General features: G+C 36.0%; 23 protein-coding genes and 1 rRNA gene. 10 read left to right on the forward strand and 14 right to left on the reverse strand.

Annotation, left to right across the window (positions count from 1 at the left end; translation table 11 throughout):
• Positions 1–161: 161 nt before the first annotated feature.
• Positions 162–1,316, reverse strand: coding sequence for a PstS family phosphate ABC transporter substrate-binding protein (locus PGC35_RS18940; RefSeq protein WP_375220264.1), 1,155 nt, complete (start codon positions 1,314–1,316; stop codon positions 162–164).
• A 230-nt stretch (positions 1,317–1,546) separates the two neighbouring features.
• On the opposite strand from PGC35_RS18940, the gene PGC35_RS18945 reads away from it, so the two are divergent.
• The 6 genes from PGC35_RS18945 to menC all read left to right on the forward strand — a co-directional run bounded on the left by PGC35_RS18945 (position 1,547) and on the right by menC (position 8,202).
• A complete protein-coding gene (locus tag PGC35_RS18945) occupies positions 1,547–3,109 on the forward strand; it encodes an ABC transporter substrate-binding protein (RefSeq protein WP_375220240.1) in 1,563 nt (520 codons plus the stop codon).
• 45 nt (positions 3,110–3,154) lie between these two features.
• Positions 3,155–4,105 (forward strand): ABC transporter permease, encoded by a 951-nt coding sequence (locus PGC35_RS18950; RefSeq protein WP_375220241.1) that lies wholly within the window; start codon positions 3,155–3,157, stop codon positions 4,103–4,105.
• A gap of 65 nt (positions 4,106–4,170) precedes the next feature.
• Positions 4,171–5,022, forward strand: coding sequence for an ABC transporter permease (locus PGC35_RS18955; protein WP_053592295.1), 852 nt, complete (start codon positions 4,171–4,173; stop codon positions 5,020–5,022).
• A 19-nt stretch (positions 5,023–5,041) separates the two neighbouring features.
• The gene (locus PGC35_RS18960) at positions 5,042–6,079 is read left to right on the forward strand and encodes an ABC transporter ATP-binding protein (RefSeq protein WP_275783830.1); all 1,038 of its coding nucleotides are present in this window, start codon (positions 5,042–5,044) and stop codon (positions 6,077–6,079) included.
• A complete protein-coding gene (locus PGC35_RS18965) occupies positions 6,036–7,052 on the forward strand; it encodes an ABC transporter ATP-binding protein (protein WP_375220242.1) in 1,017 nt (338 codons plus the stop codon). The genes PGC35_RS18960 and PGC35_RS18965 overlap by 44 nt, the downstream gene beginning before the upstream one ends.
• A gap of 19 nt (positions 7,053–7,071) precedes the next feature.
• On the forward strand, positions 7,072–8,202 hold the full coding sequence (gene menC, locus PGC35_RS18970; RefSeq protein ID WP_375220243.1) for an o-succinylbenzoate synthase: 1,131 nt from the start codon (positions 7,072–7,074) through the stop codon (positions 8,200–8,202).
• 90 nt (positions 8,203–8,292) lie between these two features.
• On the opposite strand, the gene PGC35_RS18975 is transcribed toward menC, so the two are convergent.
• Positions 8,293–9,405, reverse strand: a complete 1,113-nt coding sequence (locus PGC35_RS18975) for a M20 peptidase aminoacylase family protein (RefSeq protein ID WP_275784222.1) — start codon at positions 9,403–9,405, stop codon at positions 8,293–8,295.
• Positions 9,406–9,425: 20 nt separating this feature from the next.
• Positions 9,426–10,268: a MurR/RpiR family transcriptional regulator gene (locus PGC35_RS18980; RefSeq protein WP_275783821.1), complete on the reverse strand. Its 843-nt coding sequence runs from the start codon at positions 10,266–10,268 to the stop codon at positions 9,426–9,428.
• 105 nt (positions 10,269–10,373) lie between these two features.
• Here PGC35_RS18980 and PGC35_RS18985 point away from each other — a divergent pair, with 105 nt between their 5' ends.
• On the forward strand, positions 10,374–10,538 hold the full coding sequence (locus PGC35_RS18985) for a hypothetical protein (RefSeq protein ID WP_375220244.1): 165 nt from the start codon (positions 10,374–10,376) through the stop codon (positions 10,536–10,538).
• Positions 10,539–10,630: 92 nt separating this feature from the next.
• Here the strand turns inward: PGC35_RS18985 and PGC35_RS18990 are convergent, their stop codons facing one another.
• Positions 10,631–11,245: a PH domain-containing protein gene (locus PGC35_RS18990; RefSeq protein WP_053591698.1), complete on the reverse strand. Its 615-nt coding sequence runs from the start codon at positions 11,243–11,245 to the stop codon at positions 10,631–10,633.
• Positions 11,246–11,362: 117 nt separating this feature from the next.
• On the opposite strand from PGC35_RS18990, the gene PGC35_RS18995 reads away from it, so the two are divergent.
• Positions 11,363–13,525, forward strand: a complete 2,163-nt coding sequence (locus PGC35_RS18995) for a M28 family peptidase (protein WP_375220245.1) — start codon at positions 11,363–11,365, stop codon at positions 13,523–13,525.
• A gap of 54 nt (positions 13,526–13,579) precedes the next feature.
• Here the strand turns inward: PGC35_RS18995 and PGC35_RS19000 are convergent, their stop codons facing one another.
• Both PGC35_RS19000 and PGC35_RS19005 read right to left on the reverse strand, forming a co-directional pair.
• Positions 13,580–14,539, reverse strand: coding sequence for a D-2-hydroxyacid dehydrogenase family protein (locus PGC35_RS19000; RefSeq protein ID WP_056830346.1), 960 nt, complete (start codon positions 14,537–14,539; stop codon positions 13,580–13,582).
• 13 nt (positions 14,540–14,552) lie between these two features.
• Entirely contained in the window at positions 14,553–15,287 is a 735-nt protein-coding gene (locus tag PGC35_RS19005; RefSeq protein WP_056830345.1) for a sulfite exporter TauE/SafE family protein, read from the reverse strand.
• A gap of 163 nt (positions 15,288–15,450) precedes the next feature.
• On the opposite strand from PGC35_RS19005, the gene PGC35_RS19010 reads away from it, so the two are divergent.
• Positions 15,451–16,449 (forward strand): PQQ-dependent sugar dehydrogenase, encoded by a 999-nt coding sequence (locus tag PGC35_RS19010; protein WP_375220246.1) that lies wholly within the window; start codon positions 15,451–15,453, stop codon positions 16,447–16,449.
• 1 nt (position 16,450) lies between these two features.
• Here the strand turns inward: PGC35_RS19010 and PGC35_RS19015 are convergent, their stop codons facing one another.
• From PGC35_RS19015 to PGC35_RS19040, 6 genes are all read right to left on the reverse strand, one after another.
• Positions 16,451–16,924 (reverse strand): GNAT family N-acetyltransferase, encoded by a 474-nt coding sequence (locus tag PGC35_RS19015; protein ID WP_375220247.1) that lies wholly within the window; start codon positions 16,922–16,924, stop codon positions 16,451–16,453.
• A gap of 11 nt (positions 16,925–16,935) precedes the next feature.
• The gene (locus PGC35_RS19020; protein WP_375220248.1) at positions 16,936–17,631 is read right to left on the reverse strand and encodes a hypothetical protein; all 696 of its coding nucleotides are present in this window, start codon (positions 17,629–17,631) and stop codon (positions 16,936–16,938) included.
• Positions 17,628–18,356, reverse strand: coding sequence for a hypothetical protein (locus PGC35_RS19025; protein WP_375220249.1), 729 nt, complete (start codon positions 18,354–18,356; stop codon positions 17,628–17,630). Before PGC35_RS19025 ends, PGC35_RS19020 begins: the two co-directional genes overlap by 4 nt.
• Complete coding sequence (locus PGC35_RS19030) at positions 18,343–19,221, reverse strand: ABC transporter ATP-binding protein (RefSeq protein ID WP_375220250.1); 879 nt, start codon at positions 19,219–19,221, stop codon at positions 18,343–18,345. Before PGC35_RS19030 ends, PGC35_RS19025 begins: the two co-directional genes overlap by 14 nt.
• On the reverse strand, positions 19,218–19,592 hold the full coding sequence (locus PGC35_RS19035; RefSeq protein WP_275783792.1) for a GntR family transcriptional regulator: 375 nt from the start codon (positions 19,590–19,592) through the stop codon (positions 19,218–19,220). Before PGC35_RS19035 ends, PGC35_RS19030 begins: the two co-directional genes overlap by 4 nt.
• Positions 19,593–19,704: 112 nt before the next feature.
• Entirely contained in the window at positions 19,705–20,571 is an 867-nt protein-coding gene (locus PGC35_RS19040) for a helix-turn-helix transcriptional regulator (RefSeq protein WP_375220265.1), read from the reverse strand.
• Between the two features lie 141 nt (positions 20,572–20,712).
• Between PGC35_RS19040 and PGC35_RS19045 the strand changes: the two genes are divergently transcribed.
• Positions 20,713–21,066: a VOC family protein gene (locus PGC35_RS19045; RefSeq protein WP_375220251.1), complete on the forward strand. Its 354-nt coding sequence runs from the start codon at positions 20,713–20,715 to the stop codon at positions 21,064–21,066.
• A gap of 95 nt (positions 21,067–21,161) precedes the next feature.
• Here PGC35_RS19045 and PGC35_RS19050 read toward each other — a convergent pair whose 3' ends face one another.
• Both PGC35_RS19050 and rrf read right to left on the reverse strand, forming a co-directional pair.
• Positions 21,162–22,166, reverse strand: a complete 1,005-nt coding sequence (locus PGC35_RS19050) for a nuclease-related domain-containing protein (protein ID WP_375220252.1) — start codon at positions 22,164–22,166, stop codon at positions 21,162–21,164.
• Positions 22,167–22,687: 521 nt separating this feature from the next.
• Positions 22,688–22,803: ribosomal RNA gene (gene rrf / locus PGC35_RS19055) — 5S ribosomal RNA — on the reverse strand.
• Between the last annotated feature and the right edge of the window lie 10 nt (positions 22,804–22,813).

Here is a 22,813-nt window from a genome sequence, read left to right on the forward strand (position 1 = left end):
ATCCGGACAGAAAAAATGCTTATCCGGTCGAATCGGATGGCTTGCTTCAATAATCGGTTGGCTCGGCCAGATTATCGGATGGTTTGGCTCTATTATCGGATGGTTCACATTAAGTTTTATTCATAAAAAAGAGCTCCCAACATCTATGTCGGGAGCTCTGTTCATTTTGCTATGGGAACGTACCCAGCTTTCTCGAGTAACTTCTGCCCTTGCTCAGAAAGTATCCATTCAATCATCTTCTCGACGTTCGGATTATCACTACCTGCTGTTACAATATAAAACTCGGATGCGATTGGATAGGCACCTGATCGAATCGTTTCTTTCGTAGGTGCCACACCATCTATTTCTAATAATTTTATCTTCTCGTTTCCTACCATTTCAGTCGAATAAAAACGGAAAGTATAACCTATTGCATTTTTAAAATTTTTATACTGCGATACTTCATTTATAATTCCGCCCATTCCAGTAGCTATATCTTCTGAAGGTGCCTCCATAATAGAAGTGTCCCCCATTAAGTTTTCGAGTGCTGTTTGGCTTCCGCTATCTGCCGGGCGCTGAAAGGCACGAATAGAATCATCTGCCCCTCCGACCCCTTTCCAATTTGTCACTTTGCCAGAGTATATATCCTTTATCTGCTCCATCGTTAATCCATTTACTTTATTTTTTTGATTGACGAAAAATACAAAAGCCTCTCTTCCTATTGGCGTTAGTTCCAGCTCTTTTCCTTGTTGCTTTGCTTTAGTGAGCTGTGCTTCAGAAGGAGCTGCGACAAAAATCATGTCTACCTTTCCGTAAATCAAGTTGTCGTAGGCGTCCGGTGTTGTATTAACCATCACTGCACTATCATATGGATAATAGTCATTTTCCGGATATGTAGCCTGAACAAATGCTGAGTATAAGGGATATAAAGCTGTTGCTCCGTCCATTCTCGGTAGCTGGTCTTTAAGCTGCAAAGTTGAAGCCTCTTCTAATGTTGCTACTTCTCGTGAATCTGAAAAAGGTTTATAGACATAAATATTCACTTCTGCATCCACCATCTCAATTCGTTTAGTATATTCATACTTAATAGCTGGAACAGTACTTACTAAAATCGCAATTATTCCAAAGCTTATGAAAATCACCTTCCGCTTTTTCGTTTGGAAGAAATGAAAGACAAGAAGAACAAAAAAGATATATACCACAACTCCACTTGTTAATATGAATGCTACATACGATATTTTCCCAATAATTAAAGTAAAGAAAAGCACTGCAAAAGTTAAAAAAAACATTCCTATGAGAATAAAAACTGCACTTAAAACTTGTTCAAAAAATGACATTTTCTTCAATGGAAATCTCCCCCTATTTGGATATTCTACAACTCTAGGTGAAATCCTCTTATCTTGACCCTTCTGCTTTACAATTATATGTATTATTTCGTTAAATTTTTTTAATTTTTAAACCTATTGAAATTATTAGAATAGAGTGTTAAATTAATTTAAAGTGTTTCCTTCAAAAAAGATTAGTTTTGAAGTGTAAACTTTTTAATAATACAAAATGGGGGAAAGTTATGAAAAAAAACAAATTTAGTTTTGTTGCTTTGATGCTAGTACTAGTTTTAGCTTTAGCAGCATGTTCTTCTGAGGGAGACTCTGAGGAAAATAGTTCTGATGCAAAGAAAGAATTACAAGTAGCTTATAATGCCCAACCTCCTACTCTTGATCCACTTATCACAACAGCGGTGGCTACTAGAGATGTAATGAGAAATGTATATGAGACATTGTTAACCCTAAATGAAAATTTTGAAATAACACCACTACTTGCAGAATCGTATGAGCAAAGTGAAGATGGAAAAACAATTACTTTCAAGTTACGGAAGGATATTAAGTTTCATAATGGGGATGTGATGACAGCTGATGATGTTGTAGCTTCCATGACACGTTGGGTAGAAACAACCTCTTTAGGAAAAACTTCCTTTATAGATTCTACTTTTTCAAAGGTAGATGAAGAAACAGTAACACTTGAAATGCCTGAAGCACAATTTACTGCTTTGCATATGTTAGCTGATCCGGGACAAGCAGCAGTTATAGCCCCTAAATCCACTATAGAATCTGCAACTGCAGAAGGTTTAACAGAATTCATCGGTACTGGTCCATATAAGTTAATTGAATGGAAAGCCGATCAATATGTTCATCTAACAAAATTTGAAGAATATCAATCTGTTGATCAACCTGCAAGTGGTTTAGCAGGCAAAAAAGAAGCATTCATTGATGATATTTACTTCCAATTTGTTACGGACGCATCTACACGATTAGCAGGTATCCAATCAGGTGAATATGACATTGCAAATGCAATTTCTTTTGATAATGCCGAGCAACTTGCTACCAATAGTGATGTGAAAAATTCAGTAGATCACAATGGCTTTAATGGTGTTGTATTTAATAAGAAATCTGGTTTCTTTGAAAATGTTGTTGCACGGCAGGCTGTTAATGCAGCCTTAAACGAAGAAGCAATCTTAACAGCCGCCTTTACAAGTCCAGAATTTTATGAATTAGAGCACGGCTTAATGATTAAAGATCAAAAAGAGTGGTATAGCGAAGCTGGGAAAGAGAAATACAATCAAAATGACCCTGAAAAAGCAAAAGAATTGCTAAAAGAAGCTGGATATAATGGGGATGAAATCGTAATTCTTTCAACTCGTGACTACGAAGATCATTATAATGCTGCAGTAGTAGTTCAGCAGCAACTTGAAAGTATAGGAATGAAAGTAAAACTAGATATTTATGATTGGGCAACTGTATTGCAAAAAAGAGCAGATGAAAATGCATATGACATTTTTGTTACAGGTTTCCCTACAGAGCCTATTCCAACTAAGTACGTCTTCTTAGCTTCTTCTAATGAATGGCCAGGTTGGACAAACGATCCAATTATTGATGATTTATTAAATAAAATTAATACTGCAAGTTCTCAAGAAGAAGCAAAACAACATTTTGATGCTTTACAAGAACAATTTTACGAATATTTACCAATGATTAAATTCGGTAACAAAACAACCATCACAACCCTACGTTCTGATGTAAAAGGTATGGATTTCCTTCAAGGAATCATTCTTTGGAATGTAGATAAGAAGTAACTTGTAAAGTATATGAATGAACTAAATCATCGAGGAGATGATCACTTGAAAGGCTATATTTTAAAACGTTTATTATCTTTAATACCTGTTCTACTAGTAGTAGCCGTGGTTGTGTTCCTATTAATGCATATAACTCCTGGTGATCCAGCTGCTGTAATTTTAGGACCGGAAGCATCCCCTGAAGAGGTTGCCGAGCTCAGAGAAGAGCTCGGATTAAACCGGCCACCAATTGAACAGTTTGTCTCTTGGTTTCGTAATATACTACGAGGTGATCTAGGTACTTCCATTTTTATGAAACAACCAGTTTCACAAGCTTTTTTTGAACATTTGGGACCTACTCTATCCTTAGCAATACTGGCACAATTTCTTGCAATCGTAGTTGCAATTCCTCTTGGTATTCTTGCTGCAAAGTTTAGAGGATCATTTTTGGATCAAAGCTTTATGGGAATTTCCTTACTGGGTATTTCCGTCCCAAGTTTTCTACTTGGCTTATTCTTAATTTTGTTGGTTGGTGTTGAACTTAAATGGCTTCCTGTAGCAGGATATAAGCCAATTAGTGAAGGACTATTTGACCATGTGAAATATTTAATTCTTCCAGCAATAGCACTTGGCGCAATGCAAGCTGCCCTAATAGCTAGAATGACTCGATCTTCGATGCTAGATGTATTAAATGCAAACTATATTAAAACTGCACGCTCAAAAGGAGTAAAAGAGACTCTAATTGTAATTAAACATACTTTGAGAAATGCTTTTATCCCTATTCTTACAATTATCGGACAAACTTTTGGAACACTTGTTGCAGGTGCCGCTGTTGTTGAAACAGTCTTTAACATTCCAGGTATTGGACAACTAATCATCAACTCCGTAGAGCGACGGGACTTCGCTGTTATACAAGGCTCCGTTATGTTAATAGCTGTGAGTTATGTACTGATTAACTTAGTCATCGACTTACTATACGGCATTATCGACCCACGTGTTCGATTGGGTAGAAAATAGAAAGGAGTTGACATGAAGTGCAAAATGTAATTACTAATGAACAACTAAATGCTTTGAAAAGTGAGATGAAAAAGAAACATAGAGACCTTTTGATAAAACGATTTCTTTCAAATAAACTTGCACTATCTGGTTCAATCATAATGATCGTAATTATTTTGCTAGCGATTATAGCTCCTTTCTTTACTTCTTTTACTCCATATGAGTTAGATGCTATGAAAAGGCTTAAAGCACCAAGTGGAGAACATTTTTTGGGAACTGACAACTACGGTAGAGACCTATTTAGCAGGGTTGTTCACGGTGCAAGAGTCTCCTTAATAATTGGCTTTGCGGTAGCCATTATTACCTCTATCCTAGGAATGATTATTGGTCTGTATTCTGCTTATTTCAAGAGATTAGACGGTATATTGATGAGAATTTCAGATGGTCTGATGGCCTTCCCAGCAATTCTTTTAGCAATCGCAATAATGGCTTCCCTTGGACCTAGATTAGAAAACGTCATAATTGCTCTAACCATTGTTTTTACTCCTTCCGTAGCAAGAACTGTACGCTCTGCTGCATTAGTTGTAAAGGAGCAAACCTACGTGGAGGCATTAAGAGCACAAGGAGCAAGTTCATCAAGAATAATTTGGTTAAATATTGCTCCCAACGTTTTATCACCACTTATTGTGCAAGCCACTTTTATATTTGCTGACTCGATAATCATTGAAGCAGCATTAAGTTTTTTAGGTGCTGGTATTCCTTCTCCTGATCCTAGTTGGGGAAACCTGTTATTTGACGGAAAAACTGTAATATTTAACGCTTGGTGGATGACACTTTTCCCTGGTATCGCTATTATGCTTACAGTCTTTGGGCTAAATCTTTTTGGAGATGGACTTAGAGATTTATTAGACCCACATAATAATAAGGCAAAAAAATAAGAAACTGCGTGGTGATTCGATGTCAGACATACTGTTAGAAGTAAGAAATTTAAAGATTCATTTTAATACGGAGAATGGAACTGTCACAGCTGTTGATGATGTATCGTTTTCTGTCAAACAAGGTGAAACTGTAGGCGTTGTAGGTGAATCCGGTTGTGGTAAAAGTGTAACTGCAGAGTCTATACTTCGCCTCCTTGATGAAAAGAATACTAGTTATGAAGGTAATATTCTATTTGTGAATAAAGATATTTTAAATTTTAGTTATAGAGATTTACAGAAACTACGTGGAAATGAGATATCGATGATTTTCCAAGATCCAATGAGTTCCTTAAATCCAGTTTATACAGTAGGCAATCAGATAGTTGAAGCATTATTGCTCCATCAAAACTTATCGAAGAAAGAAGCGGAAGAAAAAGCAATTGAAATGCTTAGATTAACAGGCATACCACTTCCTGAAAAACGAGTGAATGAATATCCTCATGAGCTTTCTGGAGGGATGAGACAGCGTGTCATGATTGCAATGGCACTGTCATGTAGACCAAAATTGTTAATTGCTGATGAACCAACTACCGCGCTTGATGTAACAACCCAGTCACAAATTTTAGATTTAATTAATGATCTAAAAGACGAATTTAATATGGGTACCATAATGATTACACATGATTTAGGTGTGGTTGCGGAAGTTTGTACAAAAGTTGTTGTTATGTACTTGGGTCAAGTAATTGAAGAAGCTTCTGTGGAGTTTATTTTCACATCCCCTCTTCATCCTTATACCCAAGGGCTTTTAAAATCTATTCCGCATATCGAAGGTCCTCGTGATGAAAAACTTTATGTCATAGAAGGAAAGGTACCGACTTTAACCCAAATTCCACCGGGATGTCGTTTTGCACCTCGTTGTGAATTTGCAACCAACCTATGTAGAGAAAAGATGCCTCAATTAGAGTCTTATGATAATGACCGCAAGGTACGCTGTTGGCATTTCAAAGAGATTCAAGAAAAAGGTGGTGTGATGAATGGTTTCAGAAATAAGTCAAGTAGTACCGCAGTCTCCTTCTAAAACAGAAGCACCTAAAGATGTCATTTTAGAAGTTAAAAATCTAAAAAAATGCTTTCCTATTATTGGATCTTTAAATAATAAAATTTCACAAGTACAAGCTGTAAATGATGTTTCTTTCTGTCTATTTCGAGGAGAAACATATGGATTGGTTGGTGAATCCGGTTGTGGAAAAAGTACAACTGGTCGTACAATTTTAAGATTACTTGAGCCTACAGAAGGTGAAGTAATATATCAAGGAAAAGATATCAACAAATTAAAAGGAAACAATTTAAGAAATATTCGACGAGAATTACAAATGGTTTTTCAAGATCCTTATTCATCCCTTAATCCTAGGAAACGCATTGGGGCAATACTTGAAGAGACACTTAAAATTCATAAATTGGGAAACAAAAAAGAACGAACAGAAAAAGTTATGAATATCTTAAACAAAGTTGGTTTTCAAAGAGAACACTATTATCGCTTTCCTCATGAATTCTCTGGTGGCCAACGACAACGAATCGGATTAGCAAGGGCTCTAATTATCAATCCTAGTGTCATTATATGTGATGAACCTGTATCAGCACTAGATGTATCTATTCAATCACAGGTACTAAACCTATTAGAAGATATCCAAGAAGATTTTAACTTAACCTATTTATTTATTTCACATGATCTTGGTGTTGTGCGACATATTTCAGATCGTATTGGTGTAATGTATCTCGGAAAATTAGTAGAAGAATCTCCTACTGATGAGTTGTATGCAAATCCATTACATCCCTATACAAAAGCTTTACTCTCAGCAATTCCGGTAGCCAATCCATTTGTAAAACGTGAAAAAATTAAACTTATCGGTGAACTTCCATCACCTGTAAATCCACCAAAAGGTTGCGTATTTCATACCAGATGTCCGTTTGCTACGGATATATGTAAACAAGCAGAACCAGTATTAAAAACGATAGACAACGGACATAAAGTAGCTTGCCATCTTTACTAATATACTTGGAGGTAATTAAATGTTAATTGAAAAAGTGGTAATTCGAAAAATGAAGATGGATTTAAAATTTCCTTTTCAAACGAGTTTCGGTACACAACAGGAGCGATTATTTCTAATTACTGAGATATACAGTGGAAATCATATTGGATATGGCGAATGTGTTGTTAGTTCTAATCCGTATTACAGTGAAGAAACAGTTTCCACTGCTATTGCAATTACAAAAGAATTTCTATTACCACTTATACTTGGAAAAAATATTCAACATCCTGATGAAGCAAATAAATTGTTTAGTCGTATTCGCAGAAACAATATGGCGAAATCTGCAATTGAAGGTGCTCTTTGGGACCTTTATGCAAAAACACAGGACAAACCTCTTGCAGAAGTTGTCGGTGGAAAAAAGTCAGAAATCGCCGTTGGAGTAAGTATCGGAATTCAAGAAACGAAAGAAGATTTATTAGATAGAGTAGAAGAATCATTACGACAAGGATTTAAAAAGATTAAAATCAAAATTATGCCTGGAAAAGATATAGAATATCTCCGTAGTGTTCGTGAAAAGTTTGGAGATATACCCGTTATGGCTGATGCTAACTCTGCTTACACTTTAGATCATATTGAGTTATTTAAGGAAATAGATAGTTTGAACTTAATGATGATTGAACAGCCATTGGCGCATGATGATATTATCGATCATGCTATTTTACAAAAAGCTATTCAAACCCCAATATGTTTAGACGAAAGTATACATTCTGTAGAAGATGCCCGAAAAGCAATTGAACTTGGAAGCTGTAAAATTATTAATATTAAAATAGGTCGTGTTGGCGGTATTTCAGAAGCCATTAAAATTCATGACCTTTGCCAAGAAAATAATATACCTGTATGGTGCGGAGGCATGTTAGAATCTGGTATAGGAAGAGCTCATAATATAGCTATTACTTCACTAGCGAATTTCAGCATCCCAGGAGATACAGCCCCTTCTGCCCGTTATTGGGTGAAAGACATCATTAAACCTGAGGTTACTATGGATGAAAAAGGACATATTAAAATACCTACTACCCCAGGTATAGGCTATGATATTGATAGAAATACTTTAGATGATTATACAATAGAAAAAATTGAGTTTACCGATGAATCACTAAGTCTGTCTAACTAATAACACAAAACCTACCTAATTTATTAGGCGGGTTTTTTTTATAGAAAAAATCCTCTTTTAACCGATTAAATCGATTATGAGAGGATCCTTTTAGTTATTTTCTAAAGTTATAAGTACTGCTTCCTTTAAAATCTCTGAACCTGTAAATAGCATATCATGGTTAAATGACATTTTAGGGTGATGCAATCCTGGGGATAAATCACAGCCTAGTCCTATCATGGTCGCTTTCAATTCTGGTTTCTTAATTGTATAAAAATGAAAATCATCCCCACCAGAAGTTATAAGTGGTTTAGTGCATTTTTCTATTCCTATTACCTTAATAATCGCTTTTCTCATTATTTCTTGTGCTTCATCATTTACTATAGCCGCAGGTAATTCTGACTCAAAATAATAATCAATTTTCGTATTATATAAATGTTGAACGTCTTCAATTATCTTGAGTGCTTTTTCTTTCAAAAGACTCATTGTTTCATTATTTTGTGCTCTCATATCAACACTAAAACTTCCATTTCCAGGTATAATATTTTTATTATCCCCTCCGGCTTGTATAGATGTTATTTTGATAGATGAGGGAACTTGCGGATCCACATTTATAAATTTAAATAAATGATTAACAGAAGTGATGATATCAACCGCATTCGATGTTAGATGAGGTCTCGCACCATGACTGTCATCTCCAGAAATAGTTGCATGCATAAAACAACCAGCTCCATGTACAATTATAGGGGTAGCAAATCCTGTGTTTAGCTCTTGAATAGGTCTCAAATGAATACCAAATAGATAATCTACATCATGTATTGCTCCCTTTTCTACCATTTTCAATGCACCGTTTCCTTTTTCTTCTGCTGGCTGAAATATAAATCGCACTGTTCCGGTGAACTTAGATGCCAAAAGAAGTCGAATTGCTCCAATTACCATTGTCATGTGAGCATCATGTCCACACGAATGATTTGCTCTAAAGACACCATCTACTTCTTGCCAAAGTGCGTCCATATCTGCTCTAATTGCAACTACTGGCTTCCCTGTCCCTATATCTGCAAATAGTCCAGTACAATCACTAAAGCTAGTGACTCGACAACCTTCCCTTTCAAGTAAATCTTTAATATACTTTGTAGTCTGAACTTCATTCCAACTAGTTTCCGGATGTTCATGTAAATGTGCGAAAATTTCTTTCAGATCATTCTCTACCTCAATAGTGCTAATCAATGTAAATCCTCCTTTTATTAATTAAAAAACAATTTACTATATGTTTGTTCATAAGAGGCCCTTTGCTTTTTATATTTATCAGAATCCTTTAAGATTACCCCTGCTAAGAGTGCATTTAAAAAAGATGTTACAACCGGAGCAGAATCTAATGTGGACATATAGGCAAGTTTAGTTGAGAACAGTAAACTTGTATGCTCTGAGATTGGGGAAATTTCAGAATCAGTGATGCCAATTACAAATACATTTTTCCTTTTTAACTCTTCCGCCACATGTAATGTTTGGACCATGTATCTACTAAATGAAAACGCAATTAATACACACTCTTCATCTAGTTTCTGTAAAGAAAAGTAATCATCCATATTTAAGTTAATTAATTTACTATTACCTCTTATTGTATTTAAGGTGAAGCAAAACCAGTGAGCTAAACCATAAGACGCCCCATTTCCAACTACCACTATTTGTTTTGCGTTATAGATTTTATTAATAGCTTCATCAAAATCAGATTTTTGAATAGATTGAGTGGTTCTTTTAATATTTACTTGATCCCTAAGCATTACTTGTTCAAAAATTGTAGACTCCTCAGGTGTATCTATCATATCTGTTTCATAATCCAATATGGTAGATTTCAGTTCAAATACTGAAGATCTAACCTCCTTTTGTAATTCTAAAAAGCTTTTATAACCTAAAGAATATGCCAGTCTTATTACACTCGTTTCACTTACTCCTATTATTTTTCCAATCTTTTCAGCAGAGTTAGATGCAAAAACGAAGGGATGCTCTTTTAATAGTTCAGCTACTTTCTTCAAACTGTTCGAAAGAGTATTGAAGTGTTCCTTTACTCTAATTTCATAGTCATACATATTCGATGTTCTCCTTTTTGAAGGATTTCCTTTTATTTTATAAATTAAATAAGGTTTCCCTTTATTATCATACCATTTTATCTGAAGATTCACAACTTAACAATTATGTTCTCAATCAAAAATGAAAATTATCTATCTGCAGTAGATGTGGATTATGCATATGAATTCACGAAAGGCTTAGAAGAATTTAAGACCAATGAAAAACTAGGATATCGCACTGCTGGCTCCGAGGCAGAGTTAAAAACTGGTAAAAAAATCGAAGAAGGATAGTTGATTAAGTACGTTTTTTATTACAAGTAACCAAAGTTTATTCATCCGGTCACAACAAAAGCCCCCGACATTCATCGGAGGCTCTTCTTGTTTTATTCATTAATATATAGTTCAAAAACGTCTGCAAAATCTTTTTTAACGTATTTATCCTTTTGATCAAGTAACCATTCTGTTGCGAAGCGAGTAATCTCTTCAAATGAACCAGCAGGAGTCACTTCTCTACTTTCAATTTTGCCGATGGATTGTGCTGCGTATCCTAAGCTATTTTGGGCAATATCATATTTCTTAGCGTTTTCTTTCATTTCAACAGAAATAGTGTGAATTACTTTATATAAGTCTTTTATTTCCGTTGAGAATTTTTTATGAATATCAATTGATAAAGGGACATTGCCGATCGTGAATTTGATTTCTACATCTAGATCAATTGTTCCAGCTGTTTCAAGTGCTACGTCTGTAATTGGGTGATAGGCATAATCGTATCTTCTTAGCATTCTTTTCTTACTCATTGCGTTTTGACCATCTACATGAATAAGCGCTTTATTTGTGAAGCAATATTCATCCGCTTTTGTTTTGATAAGGAAATAAATAACCTCACCTGATTCGTGCATCACAAAATCGTCTGATTCTGTTTTATCAAATTCTGTTTTCGGTACAACTATTCCAATATCCGATAAGCCTAATGCGTCTGATGCTAATTTTTTTAGCATTTGATTTACCCCCTTGATTTTATACTAATTTAAGATTATCATAGTTTAGCTTGGGCAATAAAGGGAATTCTTAACTATAAAGAATTTTTTAAATTTTTAGTAAAGGAATGTGATCAATTGAAAAAGTTTGTTAGCTGCCTTACTTTGGCGATGTTAGTTGGTATGTCGCTCGTAGCATGTACACCTAAAGAGGAATCTTCTGACAAGAAAGAAGAGACTGTCCAAGAAGGAAAGGATGTTACTTTGGAAGGTAAAAATGAAAATTATCTATCTGCAGTAGATGTGGATTATGCATATGAATTCACGAAAAGCTTAGAAGAATTTAAGACCAATGAAAAACTAGGATATCGCACTGCTGGCTCCGAGGCAGAGTTAAAAACTGGTGAAAAAATTGGAGAAGAAATGAAAAAAATTGGCTTAACCGAAGTAACCAAGGATGAATTCACTTTAGATACTTGGGAATTTGAGAAAGCAGATTTAACATTCACAGACGAAAACGGCAAGGAGCATTTAGCTGTTTTAGGTGGTTACCAAGTTAACTTTGATACTAACGGCGTGAAGGAATTAGATATCGTCTATGCAGGTAAAGGTACTGCAGAAGAACTTGCTGGACTTGATATTGAAGGTAAACTCGTTTTAATAGACATCAACCAGCGTGAGGAATGGTGGATCAATTACCCTGCCTATCAAGCGCATTTAAAAGGGGCTGCTGCAGTAATTGCAGTACAAGAAGCTGGCTACGGTGAAGCGGACCCCGATGCTTTGAATGCCCAAGATATCTGTGGCCCGGATGATGCACCTGCATTTTCTATGTCCCAAACAGACGGTAATAGTTTAAAGAAAGCTTTAGAAGCCAGTGAGAATGGTTCCATAAAAGTTAAATTCGATGCAAAATCAACCGTGAAGATGGATGGGAAATCATATAACTATTACGGTAAAATCATCGGAAAAGATCCTGAGTCTTATATTATTCTATCTGCACATTATGATTCTTATTTTACTGGATTCCAGGATGACAATGCCGCAATCGGTTTAATGATGGGTGTTGCGAAAGGTTTAGTTGATAGCGGCTACAAACCAGAAAAAACGATTATTTTCAATGCACTTGCTGCAGAAGAATGGGGCGTTTCCAACTCTCGTTATGACTGGTCAACAGGCGCATACAATCAAATCTTCAATATCCACCCGGAATGGGTTGGAAAAGCATTTGCTAATATGAACTTTGAGCTTCCCGCTTATGAACATACTACCCAAGATGAAATCCGCTCTGTATATGAGTTAGATAACTATTTAACGAGATTTGCGGAGACAGTCCCAGCTGTAGATGGTGTATATAAAGATGGTATTTCCGTCGTTTCCCCACTACGTACTTGGTCTGATGACTTCTCTTTTGGCATTGCTGGGGTTCCCGCACTGCGTAATGATTTCCAAGATAGTGAATTCATGCGTTCGCATTATCACTCTCAATTTGACAATGAAGAAACGTATAATGAAGATGCTTTTAAATTCCACTTAAATTTATACGGTTTACTCACTATGAAATATGATCAAACTGCAGTCGTACCACTAGACTTCACAAATCGATTACAAGCATTGAAAGAAAAAATCAATGCAGAAACATTTGAAAAAGCTTCTGTTTCTTCGGACGAGCTTGTTGCAGAAATTGATCGTACTCTAGCAATTACAGAAGAAGTAAATGCGAAGGTAGCAAAGATTAATGAAGATTATCTAGCAGCGTTAACAGAAGGTGACTCTGAAACAGCTAAAAAGCTTTACGATGAAAGCCGTGAGTTGAACAGTGGCTTACTTGCTGCATTTAAATATGCGGAAGATAATTTCACACGTTTAACATGGGAAGACGTTCTAATATTCCCTCACGAACACGCACAAAGTAATATAGATAATTTAACATTATCTATTGATGCGTTAAACCAAGGTGATATCGCTACCCCACTGGACGAGTACCTATGGGCAATCGATAACAACTGGTACGCATATGATTTTGAAAAAGAAGTATTCGATTATTTCACGGACTATGTGCTTGAAGCTCCAAAGGAAAAACTTATGTGGGGTGAAGGCAGAATTGTTGGCCATGAAGATTTATTCGATACAATTAAATCGCTGAAAGAAAAAAGAGATCTAGCTGATGCGGATGTGTCTGCAGAGATCTCAACTTTGAATGAAACATTAGAAAGACAAAAGGAACTATTAAAAACAACCGTTTCCGATGAAACTGCTAGTATAAAAGAACTTGGTGAGATGTTGGCCGAATTAAAATAAATCGAAAAAGCTGTCCATAGGAGTAATAAACTCCATGGACAGCTTTTTTCTTATTTAATTCAACTGCCGAATTACTTTTCCTTCCAAGAATGCTTGGATATCTTCTACTGTTTCTTTAAAATAAGTGCTGTAATTTCTTTCGCTTACATAACCAAGATGAGGAGTTGCAACCACATTTGGCAGAGCGCGGAATGGATGACTTATTGGAAGTGGCTCGGTGTCAAATACATCTATCCCTGCTCCTGCGATCCAGTTTTCTCGTAAAGCATGGATGAGTGCATCTTGGTCAACGATAGCTGCGCGAGAAGTATTAACAAGATAAGCTGATGGTTTCATCAGCTTCAATTCTTTCTCACCAATCACACCTCTTGTTCGATCACTTAGTACAAGATGAATGGAAACAAAGTCACTCGTTTCAAGTAACTCCTCTTTTGAAGTTGCAAGTTGTACACCAAGATTGTCTGTTTGTTCTTTCTTTAAGTTTTGACTCCACGCTATAACTTCCATACCGAATGCTTGCGCAATCATTGCCATCTTACTCCCTATTTTTCCAAGTCCAAGAATCCCAAGACGTTTTCCATATAAATCGGACCCGACCGTGCTCTGCCAAGGTCCATCATTTCGAAATTCATTATTTTCTTTTGTAATTTGGCGAGCAAGATTTAAGATAAGAGCCCAAGTCAGTTCGGTTGGCGGCTCAGACATGCTTGCTGTTCCACATACCGCTACTCCATGTTTTGTTGCAGCCGGAAGGTCAATAGAAGCATTTCTCATACCTGATGTGATGAGTAATTTTAGTTTTGGTAGCTTTTTAAACAAAGATGCAGTAAATGGTGTACGCTCACGCATGATTACTACTATTTCAAAGTCATTTAATGCATAAATGAGCTCCTCTTCCTTTTCAAAATGATTTTGAAAAGATTTTACCTCTACTTCATCCAAAATATTGGACCAGTCTGCCATCTTAAGGGCAACATTTTGATAATCATCTAGAATAGCACAACGCAATTTCATTTATTCTCCCCCACTATTTAAAATAATCGACCATAATTTGCACGATTAAAAGAACTGTTACTAGTCTAAGAAGTGGTTTCACATGCTCGGTTTTTAATTTGCGAGCTAGTCTTACTCCAACCTGAGCACCTACAATTGCTCCCAGCATTAATGCTAATGTAAGTGGCCAAATGATTTTACCAGTTGAGATATACGTAATGGCTGATCCAAAGCAACTCGCAAAAACTCCAATTCTAGCTAAGCCGATTGCTCGTATATATGCAATTTTTTGGCTTGCATATAAGTACATAGCAAGTGTGCTGCTCCCTGGACCAAACATTCCATCGTACATGCCTATACCGAGCAGTGCAGGTCCTGTTCTCTTATTAACATTAAATTGTTCCGTCCCATCAAAATTCCCTTTTCCCATGAAGGAAGTTACAAACGCAAAGCTTAATAAAATGATGGCAATGATGGTCAGTGTACTTCCGCTTAATAGAGACGCAATTAGTCCACCTAAAATACCTCCCCCTAAACAAAACACAAGGACCGACAGTGCTTCTTTCACAGAAACTTCTTTTTCCTTAAAGATAACAAGAAAGCTTGAGAGAGAACTGACTGTATTGGAAACCTTGTTTGCACCGATTGCCGAATGCACTGGTAATCCCATAAGTAACATCGTCGGTAAGCTTATCAGTCCCCCTCCACCGACCAATGTACCGACCACATTACCTGCAATTCCGATCAAAAAAAATATGAAAAATTCCATTGTATATCCTTCTTTCCAAACCTCTATCATATGGTTAGCTTACGCCTCTATTCTTGATAAGTAAATTCAATAGTTATTATGGATTTACATAGGAAAAACTTATCAAGATTTAAAGGAGATTAGATAAGGAAAAGGGAAGAAGTAATAGAAGGAGGGATATCCATTGAAGAGACTAATACTCTTATCACTCATTTTATTTGGTTGTACAAATGAACCTAGTTCAGATGGAGAAATTATTGCGGAGAAAGTGGCAACAAACTTAGATATTCCATGGGCGATTAACCAGCATGAAAACACTTTTTATATTTCTGAACGTGTAGGTACGATTGCAAAAGTGACAAGTGATGGCAATGTTACGCATGAAGAAGTGGTGCTTTCAGATAATTTGTCTGACGCATCCGAAGCGGGTTTACTTGGTTTTGTATTAAAAAACGATTTTATAGATTCACAAGAAGCCTATGCTTATTATACTTATGATGAAAATGGGGAATCCTTCAATCGAGTAGTAACCATTAAATTAGAAAACGACATTTGGAGAGAGACTGCTATTCATTTAGACGGTATCCCGACTGGCAACATCCATCACGGAGGTCGATTAGAAATCGGACCAGATGGACTTCTTTATATCACTATTGGAGATGCTGGAAATCCCCAGAATGCCCAAGACCCATCTTCCCTTAATGGAAAAATAGTCCGAATGAAAGAAGATGGCACTTTTGAGATTTATACTACAGGTCATCGGAATCCACAAGGATTGGCATGGGATAAAGAAGGAAAGCTTTATGAAGCCGAACATGGACAATCAGCTAATGATGAAGTCAATTTAATCGAGCAAGGAAAAAATTATGGCTATCCCATTATAGAAGGCACGGAAAGGAGAAATGGTTATGTTACACCTATCGTCACTTCCGGTGCCAATGAGACATGGGCTCCTTCAGGTATCAGTTTTCATAAGGAAAAATTATATGTAGCTACCCTTCGAGGAGAAGCGATAAAAGTAATTGATGTCTCCACTGGAGAAGTGGAACGCTCTATCACCGGTTTTGGTCGTATTCGAGATGTTTACTCAGACGGAGAATCCCTTTATTTTGTTACGAATAATACAGATGGAAGAGGGTCACCAAGAGAAGATGACGATGTGCTCTATCGATTGATTGAGTAATCTACGATACTCGTAGGCACATCGCAATTTGTACACCAGACCTTCCTGTAAATCGTGTGCCTTCATCTATAAATCCAGATTTTAAATAGACAGATTGCGCAGCTTTATTTGCTTCATTTACACCAAGTACAACCTGTTCTACTAACGGAAAGTGTTCTTTTACATATTTCGTTAGTAGAATCATGGTTGTTTTAGCAATTCCTCTTCCTTGATATGCTGGATGGATCGAATAACCTCTTAGTAAAATGCTTTTTTGGTGATCGGTATAGTTGAATTTATCATCACCCGTATCCAAAACAAAAAAACCTGCCACACTATCATCTTCTTTTATAACAATTGGCGTATATGTGGTATTGCTCTCGCTACGTTCCAATAGTTCAAGGGGATGTCCTGTGAATCCTAACTGCTCCTCCGAAAGCGGATAATCCTCTAATGCTGCACGATGTATTATTTCATATTTGGCAAGTGTAATCATTAATTCTCCTCCTAATACAATTGTAAGCCCATCTCATCTACTACGTTCATATGTTTTGGAACTGTCAAATATAAATATGTTTCCCCATGAACTATTACTGTTTCATTGCTTAGAAAGACATCATTATTCGTTAAAATTGCTAGATTGTTTGAAAAACGATAATACTTAAACTCTTGCTCGGTAGGCATTTCTATTATTAATTGATCACCTTCCCATTTAACTTTTGAAAATGGAATTCTATCCTTCATATTCATTCCGTTTATAAATAAATTTGTACGATACATTTTACCTTCTATTCGTTTCTCCTTGGAGTCAGTCCATTCCACAAATACTTTTGCCGGTAGATAATCTGGATTAGAGGATACTATATGGAATGTATCTGCCTCTATCTCGTGCGTCCACTCTTCCACTAGAAAATCCTTATGAAGCTTGCTTACTTCATTCTTTCTAAACGCTTCTTCGAATACTTGATTTTCGTTTTCTAGCTCTTTTAATTCGTTTATTGAAATTACTTCTTCCGCATTAGCTGGCATTAATTCGTACACGACAACCGCTAAAAAAAGAACACTTATATAGCTTAGAATAATTCCTTTTGCCAGACGTTTAGTTAAAATTATACGCTTCGATAAATTCTTCATCCCAATACGAATAAACCAAGAAAAAAGTAAAATTAATAATATGGGTATGAACGCCATAATTACTGTCATGGTCTAACCTCCAGTCGATTAGAGCTGACTATTGCAGTTCCAAAGAAAACTATTGACACAAAAATTAGATTAACGATTAATAACCATATTGATTCATTCATTAAGAGAATCTGAATAAGTGTTTGCCCAATCTCTGTCGTCAGTATAGATAATACAATAATGGGGATTATAAACAAAAATAGTCTACTATTTTGTATAAGCATTCCAGCTAAATAACCGCCCGACGCAAAACTCAAAATCAATAATGTAATGGCAATTATCGTACCGATCGAACTAAAGGGTTCATCGAAAACACCTGGACTTTTCGTATACTCTGTACTGCTAAATAAAGAAAGATATACACGTAAAACATAGTTAGATAAAAAAGTGGACACTCCAGCAAATACACTAATAATTAGAAGGACAAGGATATTGGCAATATTACTGCTTAGGCGAGTAGTAACAAAAGAAAAATCGTCATAACGATATGCTTTGGTCGTAATAAGATTTCCAACAAAAAGTGCCCAAATTGCTACAAAGATCAATACTAAATCATTTGAAATTGTAATTACTTGGATATGGATATTGTTAAAACTAGTTCCAAATGTACTCGAACCATTCGTAGAAAATAAAAGTCCTACTATCTGCACGAAAATAAGCGATAATATTGCCCCCATGTAAGCGTTCATCTTGAACTTAACCTGTGTCATAACTACTTTTCCTAGAGTACTATTAGTTAAAAACATCATCAATCCCTCCTTTCGAATCACTAGTTACATACATACAAACATCACTTGCTGAAATAGATTTTGTACTAACTCCTTCTAGATGCATTGGTCCATCCTTCTTCACCACAGTATATAGAAGCTGATCATTAAGTTGTTTCGTATGTAGAATCTCTTTTTGAGATGTCCATTTTTTCACTTCTTCGGTATGACCTTGAATTCCAATTGCATACTCCTTCACTTCATCGAGAGACTTATGAAAAACTACCTTGCCTTTATGAATCAAAAGAATATCTTCAAGTAAATGTTCAATCTCCGCTAGGTGATGACTAGAAATTAAGATTGTGCGAGGATGTGCTATGTATTCTTTCAGCAAGGCTCTATAAAAATCAGTTCGTACAGCTTCATCCATTCCATTCGTCGGCTCATCAAGCATCGTTAACTCACAACGTGTCGCTAAACCAAAAATTATATTAAATGTTCCTCGTGTTCCTGTGGATAATTTTGAATGCTGCTGTTTGGGATTCAAATTGAAATAGTTAAATAATCGTTCTGCTAGTTCTGCATCCCATTTGGAGTAGAAACTTGGGGCAGTTTTCAAAATATCTGCCAACGTAAATGAATCGGGAAAGCTCATTTGATCGTCTATTAAGATACTGTTCGCGGACACACATAAATTATTAAAAGGTTTATTAGAAAATACTCTTACCTGCCCAGCGTCTTCTTTTATAAATCCTGCTAGTATTTTAAGTAATGTTGTTTTACCAGCACCATTACGACCAATTAATCCAGTAATTTTATGGTCTTCTATGTGAAATGATATATCTTCAAGCGCATGTATCTTCCTGTAACTCTTTTTTATATGTTGGCATTCTATAACCTTCATTTTTGCTCCTCCTCACATCTTTTTATTAATTGAATGAGTTCTTCTTCTGACACTGAAAGTCTCCTAGCTTCTAAAACAAGTTCCATCGCCATCCGTGTCAGCGTTTCCCCCCGTCTCTTATTTAGAATTGTTTCTTTTGCCTCGGTAGCTACGAACATACCAAGACCTCTTTTTTTATATAAAATCTCATCTTCCACGAGAATTGTTAAACCTTTTGCTGCAGTTGCAGGATTAATATTAAAAAGGTCCGCTAATTGATATTGAGAATGTACTTTTTCATCGCTTTGGAATCGATCAGCGATTATTTCATTCTCAATCCATTCCGCTATTTGAATATAAATGGGCTTCGAACTATCTGCGTCAAGATTCACTTATAGCAACCTACTTTCATATGAGTTAGTACATTAGTGTTGTAATGTAGTATATACTAAATTACAAAAAAATACCACATTCTTTTATAGAATGTGGTTAAATGAATTGCGATTAATTTTCAAATTCCTTTTCAAAGTTCAAGTTCACTGGTTCACTAGGCATTTCTTCTGGTACCATAATGTTAGTAGAAGGAGTTTTATCATCCACCTGTATAAAAGCAAATTCATCCATCCACACTTCTCCTACACCCTGAAGCATAACCCCAAAATAAATGGAATGTGCATTATTTGGTACATCTAATACGACAGAATAATGATTCCATGCAGATGTCCCAGTAATAGGACGATTTTGCATATTATCAAATTGCAAAGTGTCTCCATCTTTACCGTCTACACGCATCCATAACCCAGCAAAACCTTCCACGTCTTTCGTTTGAATAAAACAAGATAACTTCATCCGCTTCCCGCACCATTCGTTTGCAAGAAATTGCTGCATGACAGTACCAAATTCCCCTTGAACGGCCGATGCTACAGATCTTAAATATCCCGAAGCACTTCCTTTATGGACATTCTCAAAATCCCTACTCATCTCATACTTATTATTATGGGCACCACTTAAAAACCAACCTTCCATCATCTCTTCCTCCTTTTGATCTTTTTCTTCTAATAAAGTTCGCATGAGCACTCGATACTTTCCTGGGGGTAAGCCATATTCTTTTCGAAAGGCTCGTGTAAATGACTCTTGTGATTCAAACTGGTAATTAAACGCAATATCTAGTATTCGAGTATCTGTATATATTAGCTTATTTGCAGCGTTCGTCAACCTTCTATGACGTACATACTCACTTAGCGTCATGCCAACTCTACTTTGGAATAAACGATGAAAGTGAAAGAACGAATAGCCCGTTAACTGAACAATCTCTTCATTATTCACTGGTTCCTCCAGTTTCGTTTCTAACCAACAAATTGTCTTTTGCATAATATCCACTGCCCATGCACCTCCTCATACACTTATTTTAATAGACTTATTATGAGGGATTTTGATATTTTTTGCGATAGTAAAAGGATTTTTGGCTGTAATATAGAATTTATTAAGGAGAGATGGAGGGTTTATAATAATATGAAACTTGGACAAATTGCCGTAAATGTAGAAAATGTAGAACGCGCAGTTGCGTTTTATAAGAATGTAATTGGACTACCATTATTATTTGAAACGAATGGACTAGCATTTTTTGAGTGCGAAGGAACAAGACTGCTGTTAAGTCGCCCCGAAACAGAGGAGTTCAATCACCCAAGCTCCGTATTATACTTTCAGGTAAAAGATTTAAATGAAGAAGTAACACGCATGAAAGAAGCAGGAGCCACTTTTATTGATGAACCCCATATGGTTGCTAAAATAGGAGAAGTAGAAACATGGATGGCCTTCTTTAAAGACAATGAAGGCAATACCCACGCACTAATGAGTGAAATTTAAAATGATAAGCCCCTCTTTTGAGGGGCTTATCTTGTTTGTGACCGTATAATGATATTTCTGACCGGATAGAATTAAATGTGTCCGGATAAAAGAATTTATGACCGGATAAAATTTTTTCTGTCCACATAAATATTTTTCTGACCATATAGCATTTTTTCATTCATTTTATATTTAGTCGATTTTCCTTCTCCCATTCTTATTAGTCCCATACTTTGAATAATTCTAGTCGCTGTCTGATGTTGATGAATATGCAAAAATTTACAGCATTCTTTATTTGATATTTTTTCACCAATCAGCACAAACCACTCAATTATCGCCTTTATATGTGCATGGGCATCTTTAAAATTGCAATTTGTGCATAACCAAGTTCTTTTAATTCTCTCCATACCAAAACTCTCACATTTCCCACACTGAACCCCAGTAATCAATTCAATAGGATCAATCCGCCAATTTCTGCACATTGGGTAAGGAAGATAAAACTGATGAGACTCCATAATATTTTTAACTAAATAGTCCATCTGATCAGCAAACAAATATTCCTTTTGCGTTTGTAACTGTCGGAGATAAACAGGAATACTAGAAGCATAAATTACATCAATATGCTTCGGAGATTTAATGATTTTCGATTTAGTTGTACTAAATACAATCACTCCACTTACGGGTAAACTAATTCCTCGCTCTTTTAACCATTCTCTAAGTAAATATATATTTCGATTTAGCTGCACTTCTGGACTTTCAAAAGTATCCTCCTGTCCATTCTCCAACCTTCTGAATAAACAAGCGGGATCATTTTGAAAACTCAACTCCCCAATAATATTTTTACATTCTAAAATAACTATTCCATATGGAGTAATAAAAACAGTATCCATTTGGAATTTACCATTTGAAGATAGGCTCACATCATGTAATATTCGACATTCATAAGGAAATTGGTATTTTTCAAATATCTCCTCTACTATTGTTTCTCCAATAATTCCAGCTTTTGCGGATAACATCCTGGAATTTATCAATGGTTTCATCGCATGCTCTTTTGGTAGACGGTGGTAGAGCATCTTCAACCCCATATATTTGTGTTCAATTGAACGTTTCTTAATAATCAATTCAGTTATCTCCCCTTTGTTGCACCATAACATATATATTTAAAATGTAAATTGTATAAAAATGACGATAATTTTGTTTTGAGCATAAAAAATGATTTAAAATGAGAATTTAAGCGGATATTGTATGTAAAAATTTATTTTCTGATTATTTATTTGAGTCGGTAGTTGTCATTATTTCCCGGGAAATGTCGTACTTTATATGTAAAAACTTTTCTTGTTTTTCAATAAAGATAAAAAAAGTCGCCACCGATTACTCGGTGACGACTTCTTGATGCCCAGCGACGTCCTACTCTCACAGAGGGAGACCCCCAACTACCATCGGCGCGCGAGCTTAACAGATGAACGGCAGATTTCTTCGTCAGCAGCGGTCGTTCCATATCATACGCTGCGAGCCTCTCTCCCTTGCTTCCTTGATTTGTTCCTCTACTTTCTCGCTGGTTTATCTACAATTGTTGCCTACGACTTTTTTTAGTACAAAAGAAAAAAGTCGCCACCGATTACTCGGTGACGACTTTTCAATTGCCCAGCGACGTCCTACTCTCACAGGGGGAGACCCCCAACTACCATCGGCGCTGAAGAGCTTAACTTCCGTGTTCGGTATGGGAACGGGTGTGACCTCTTCGCCATCATCACTAGACTCTTCGGCT

It is taken from the genome of Psychrobacillus sp. PGGUH221, from assembly GCF_042055255.1.
Taxonomy (GTDB): domain Bacteria; phylum Bacillota; class Bacilli; order Bacillales_A; family Planococcaceae; genus Psychrobacillus.

What these genes read in the sequence shown, in the direction of transcription:
- PGC35_RS18940 (WP_375220264.1), bottom strand. Translation starts at nt 1,316, where the DNA reads ATGTCATTTTTTGAACAAGTTTTAAGTGCAGTTTTTATTCTCATAGGA.
- PGC35_RS18945 (WP_375220240.1), top strand. Translation starts at nt 1,547, where the DNA reads ATGAAAAAAAACAAATTTAGTTTTGTTGCTTTGATGCTAGTACTAGTT.
- PGC35_RS18955 (WP_053592295.1), top strand. Translation starts at nt 4,171, where the DNA reads ATGAAAAAGAAACATAGAGACCTTTTGATAAAACGATTTCTTTCAAAT.
- PGC35_RS18960 (WP_275783830.1), top strand. Translation starts at nt 5,042, where the DNA reads ATGTCAGACATACTGTTAGAAGTAAGAAATTTAAAGATTCATTTTAAT.
- PGC35_RS18965 (WP_375220242.1), top strand. Translation starts at nt 6,036, where the DNA reads ATGGTTTCAGAAATAAGTCAAGTAGTACCGCAGTCTCCTTCTAAAACA.
- menC (WP_375220243.1), top strand. Translation starts at nt 7,072, where the DNA reads ATGTTAATTGAAAAAGTGGTAATTCGAAAAATGAAGATGGATTTAAAA.
- PGC35_RS18980 (WP_275783821.1), bottom strand. Translation starts at nt 10,268, where the DNA reads ATGTATGACTATGAAATTAGAGTAAAGGAACACTTCAATACTCTTTCG.
- PGC35_RS18985 (WP_375220244.1), top strand. Translation starts at nt 10,374, where the DNA reads ATGTTCTCAATCAAAAATGAAAATTATCTATCTGCAGTAGATGTGGAT.
- PGC35_RS18990 (WP_053591698.1), bottom strand. Translation starts at nt 11,245, where the DNA reads ATGCTAAAAAAATTAGCATCAGACGCATTAGGCTTATCGGATATTGGA.
- PGC35_RS19000 (WP_056830346.1), bottom strand. Translation starts at nt 14,539, where the DNA reads ATGAAATTGCGTTGTGCTATTCTAGATGATTATCAAAATGTTGCCCTT.
- PGC35_RS19005 (WP_056830345.1), bottom strand. Translation starts at nt 15,287, where the DNA reads ATGGAATTTTTCATATTTTTTTTGATCGGAATTGCAGGTAATGTGGTC.
- PGC35_RS19015 (WP_375220247.1), bottom strand. Translation starts at nt 16,924, where the DNA reads ATGATTACACTTGCCAAATATGAAATAATACATCGTGCAGCATTAGAG.
- PGC35_RS19020 (WP_375220248.1), bottom strand. Translation starts at nt 17,631, where the DNA reads ATGACAGTAATTATGGCGTTCATACCCATATTATTAATTTTACTTTTT.
- PGC35_RS19025 (WP_375220249.1), bottom strand. Translation starts at nt 18,356, where the DNA reads ATGTTTTTAACTAATAGTACTCTAGGAAAAGTAGTTATGACACAGGTT.
- PGC35_RS19030 (WP_375220250.1), bottom strand. Translation starts at nt 19,221, where the DNA reads ATGAAGGTTATAGAATGCCAACATATAAAAAAGAGTTACAGGAAGATA.
- PGC35_RS19040 (WP_375220265.1), bottom strand. Translation starts at nt 20,571, where the DNA reads ATGCAAAAGACAATTTGTTGGTTAGAAACGAAACTGGAGGAACCAGTG.
- PGC35_RS19045 (WP_375220251.1), top strand. Translation starts at nt 20,713, where the DNA reads ATGAAACTTGGACAAATTGCCGTAAATGTAGAAAATGTAGAACGCGCA.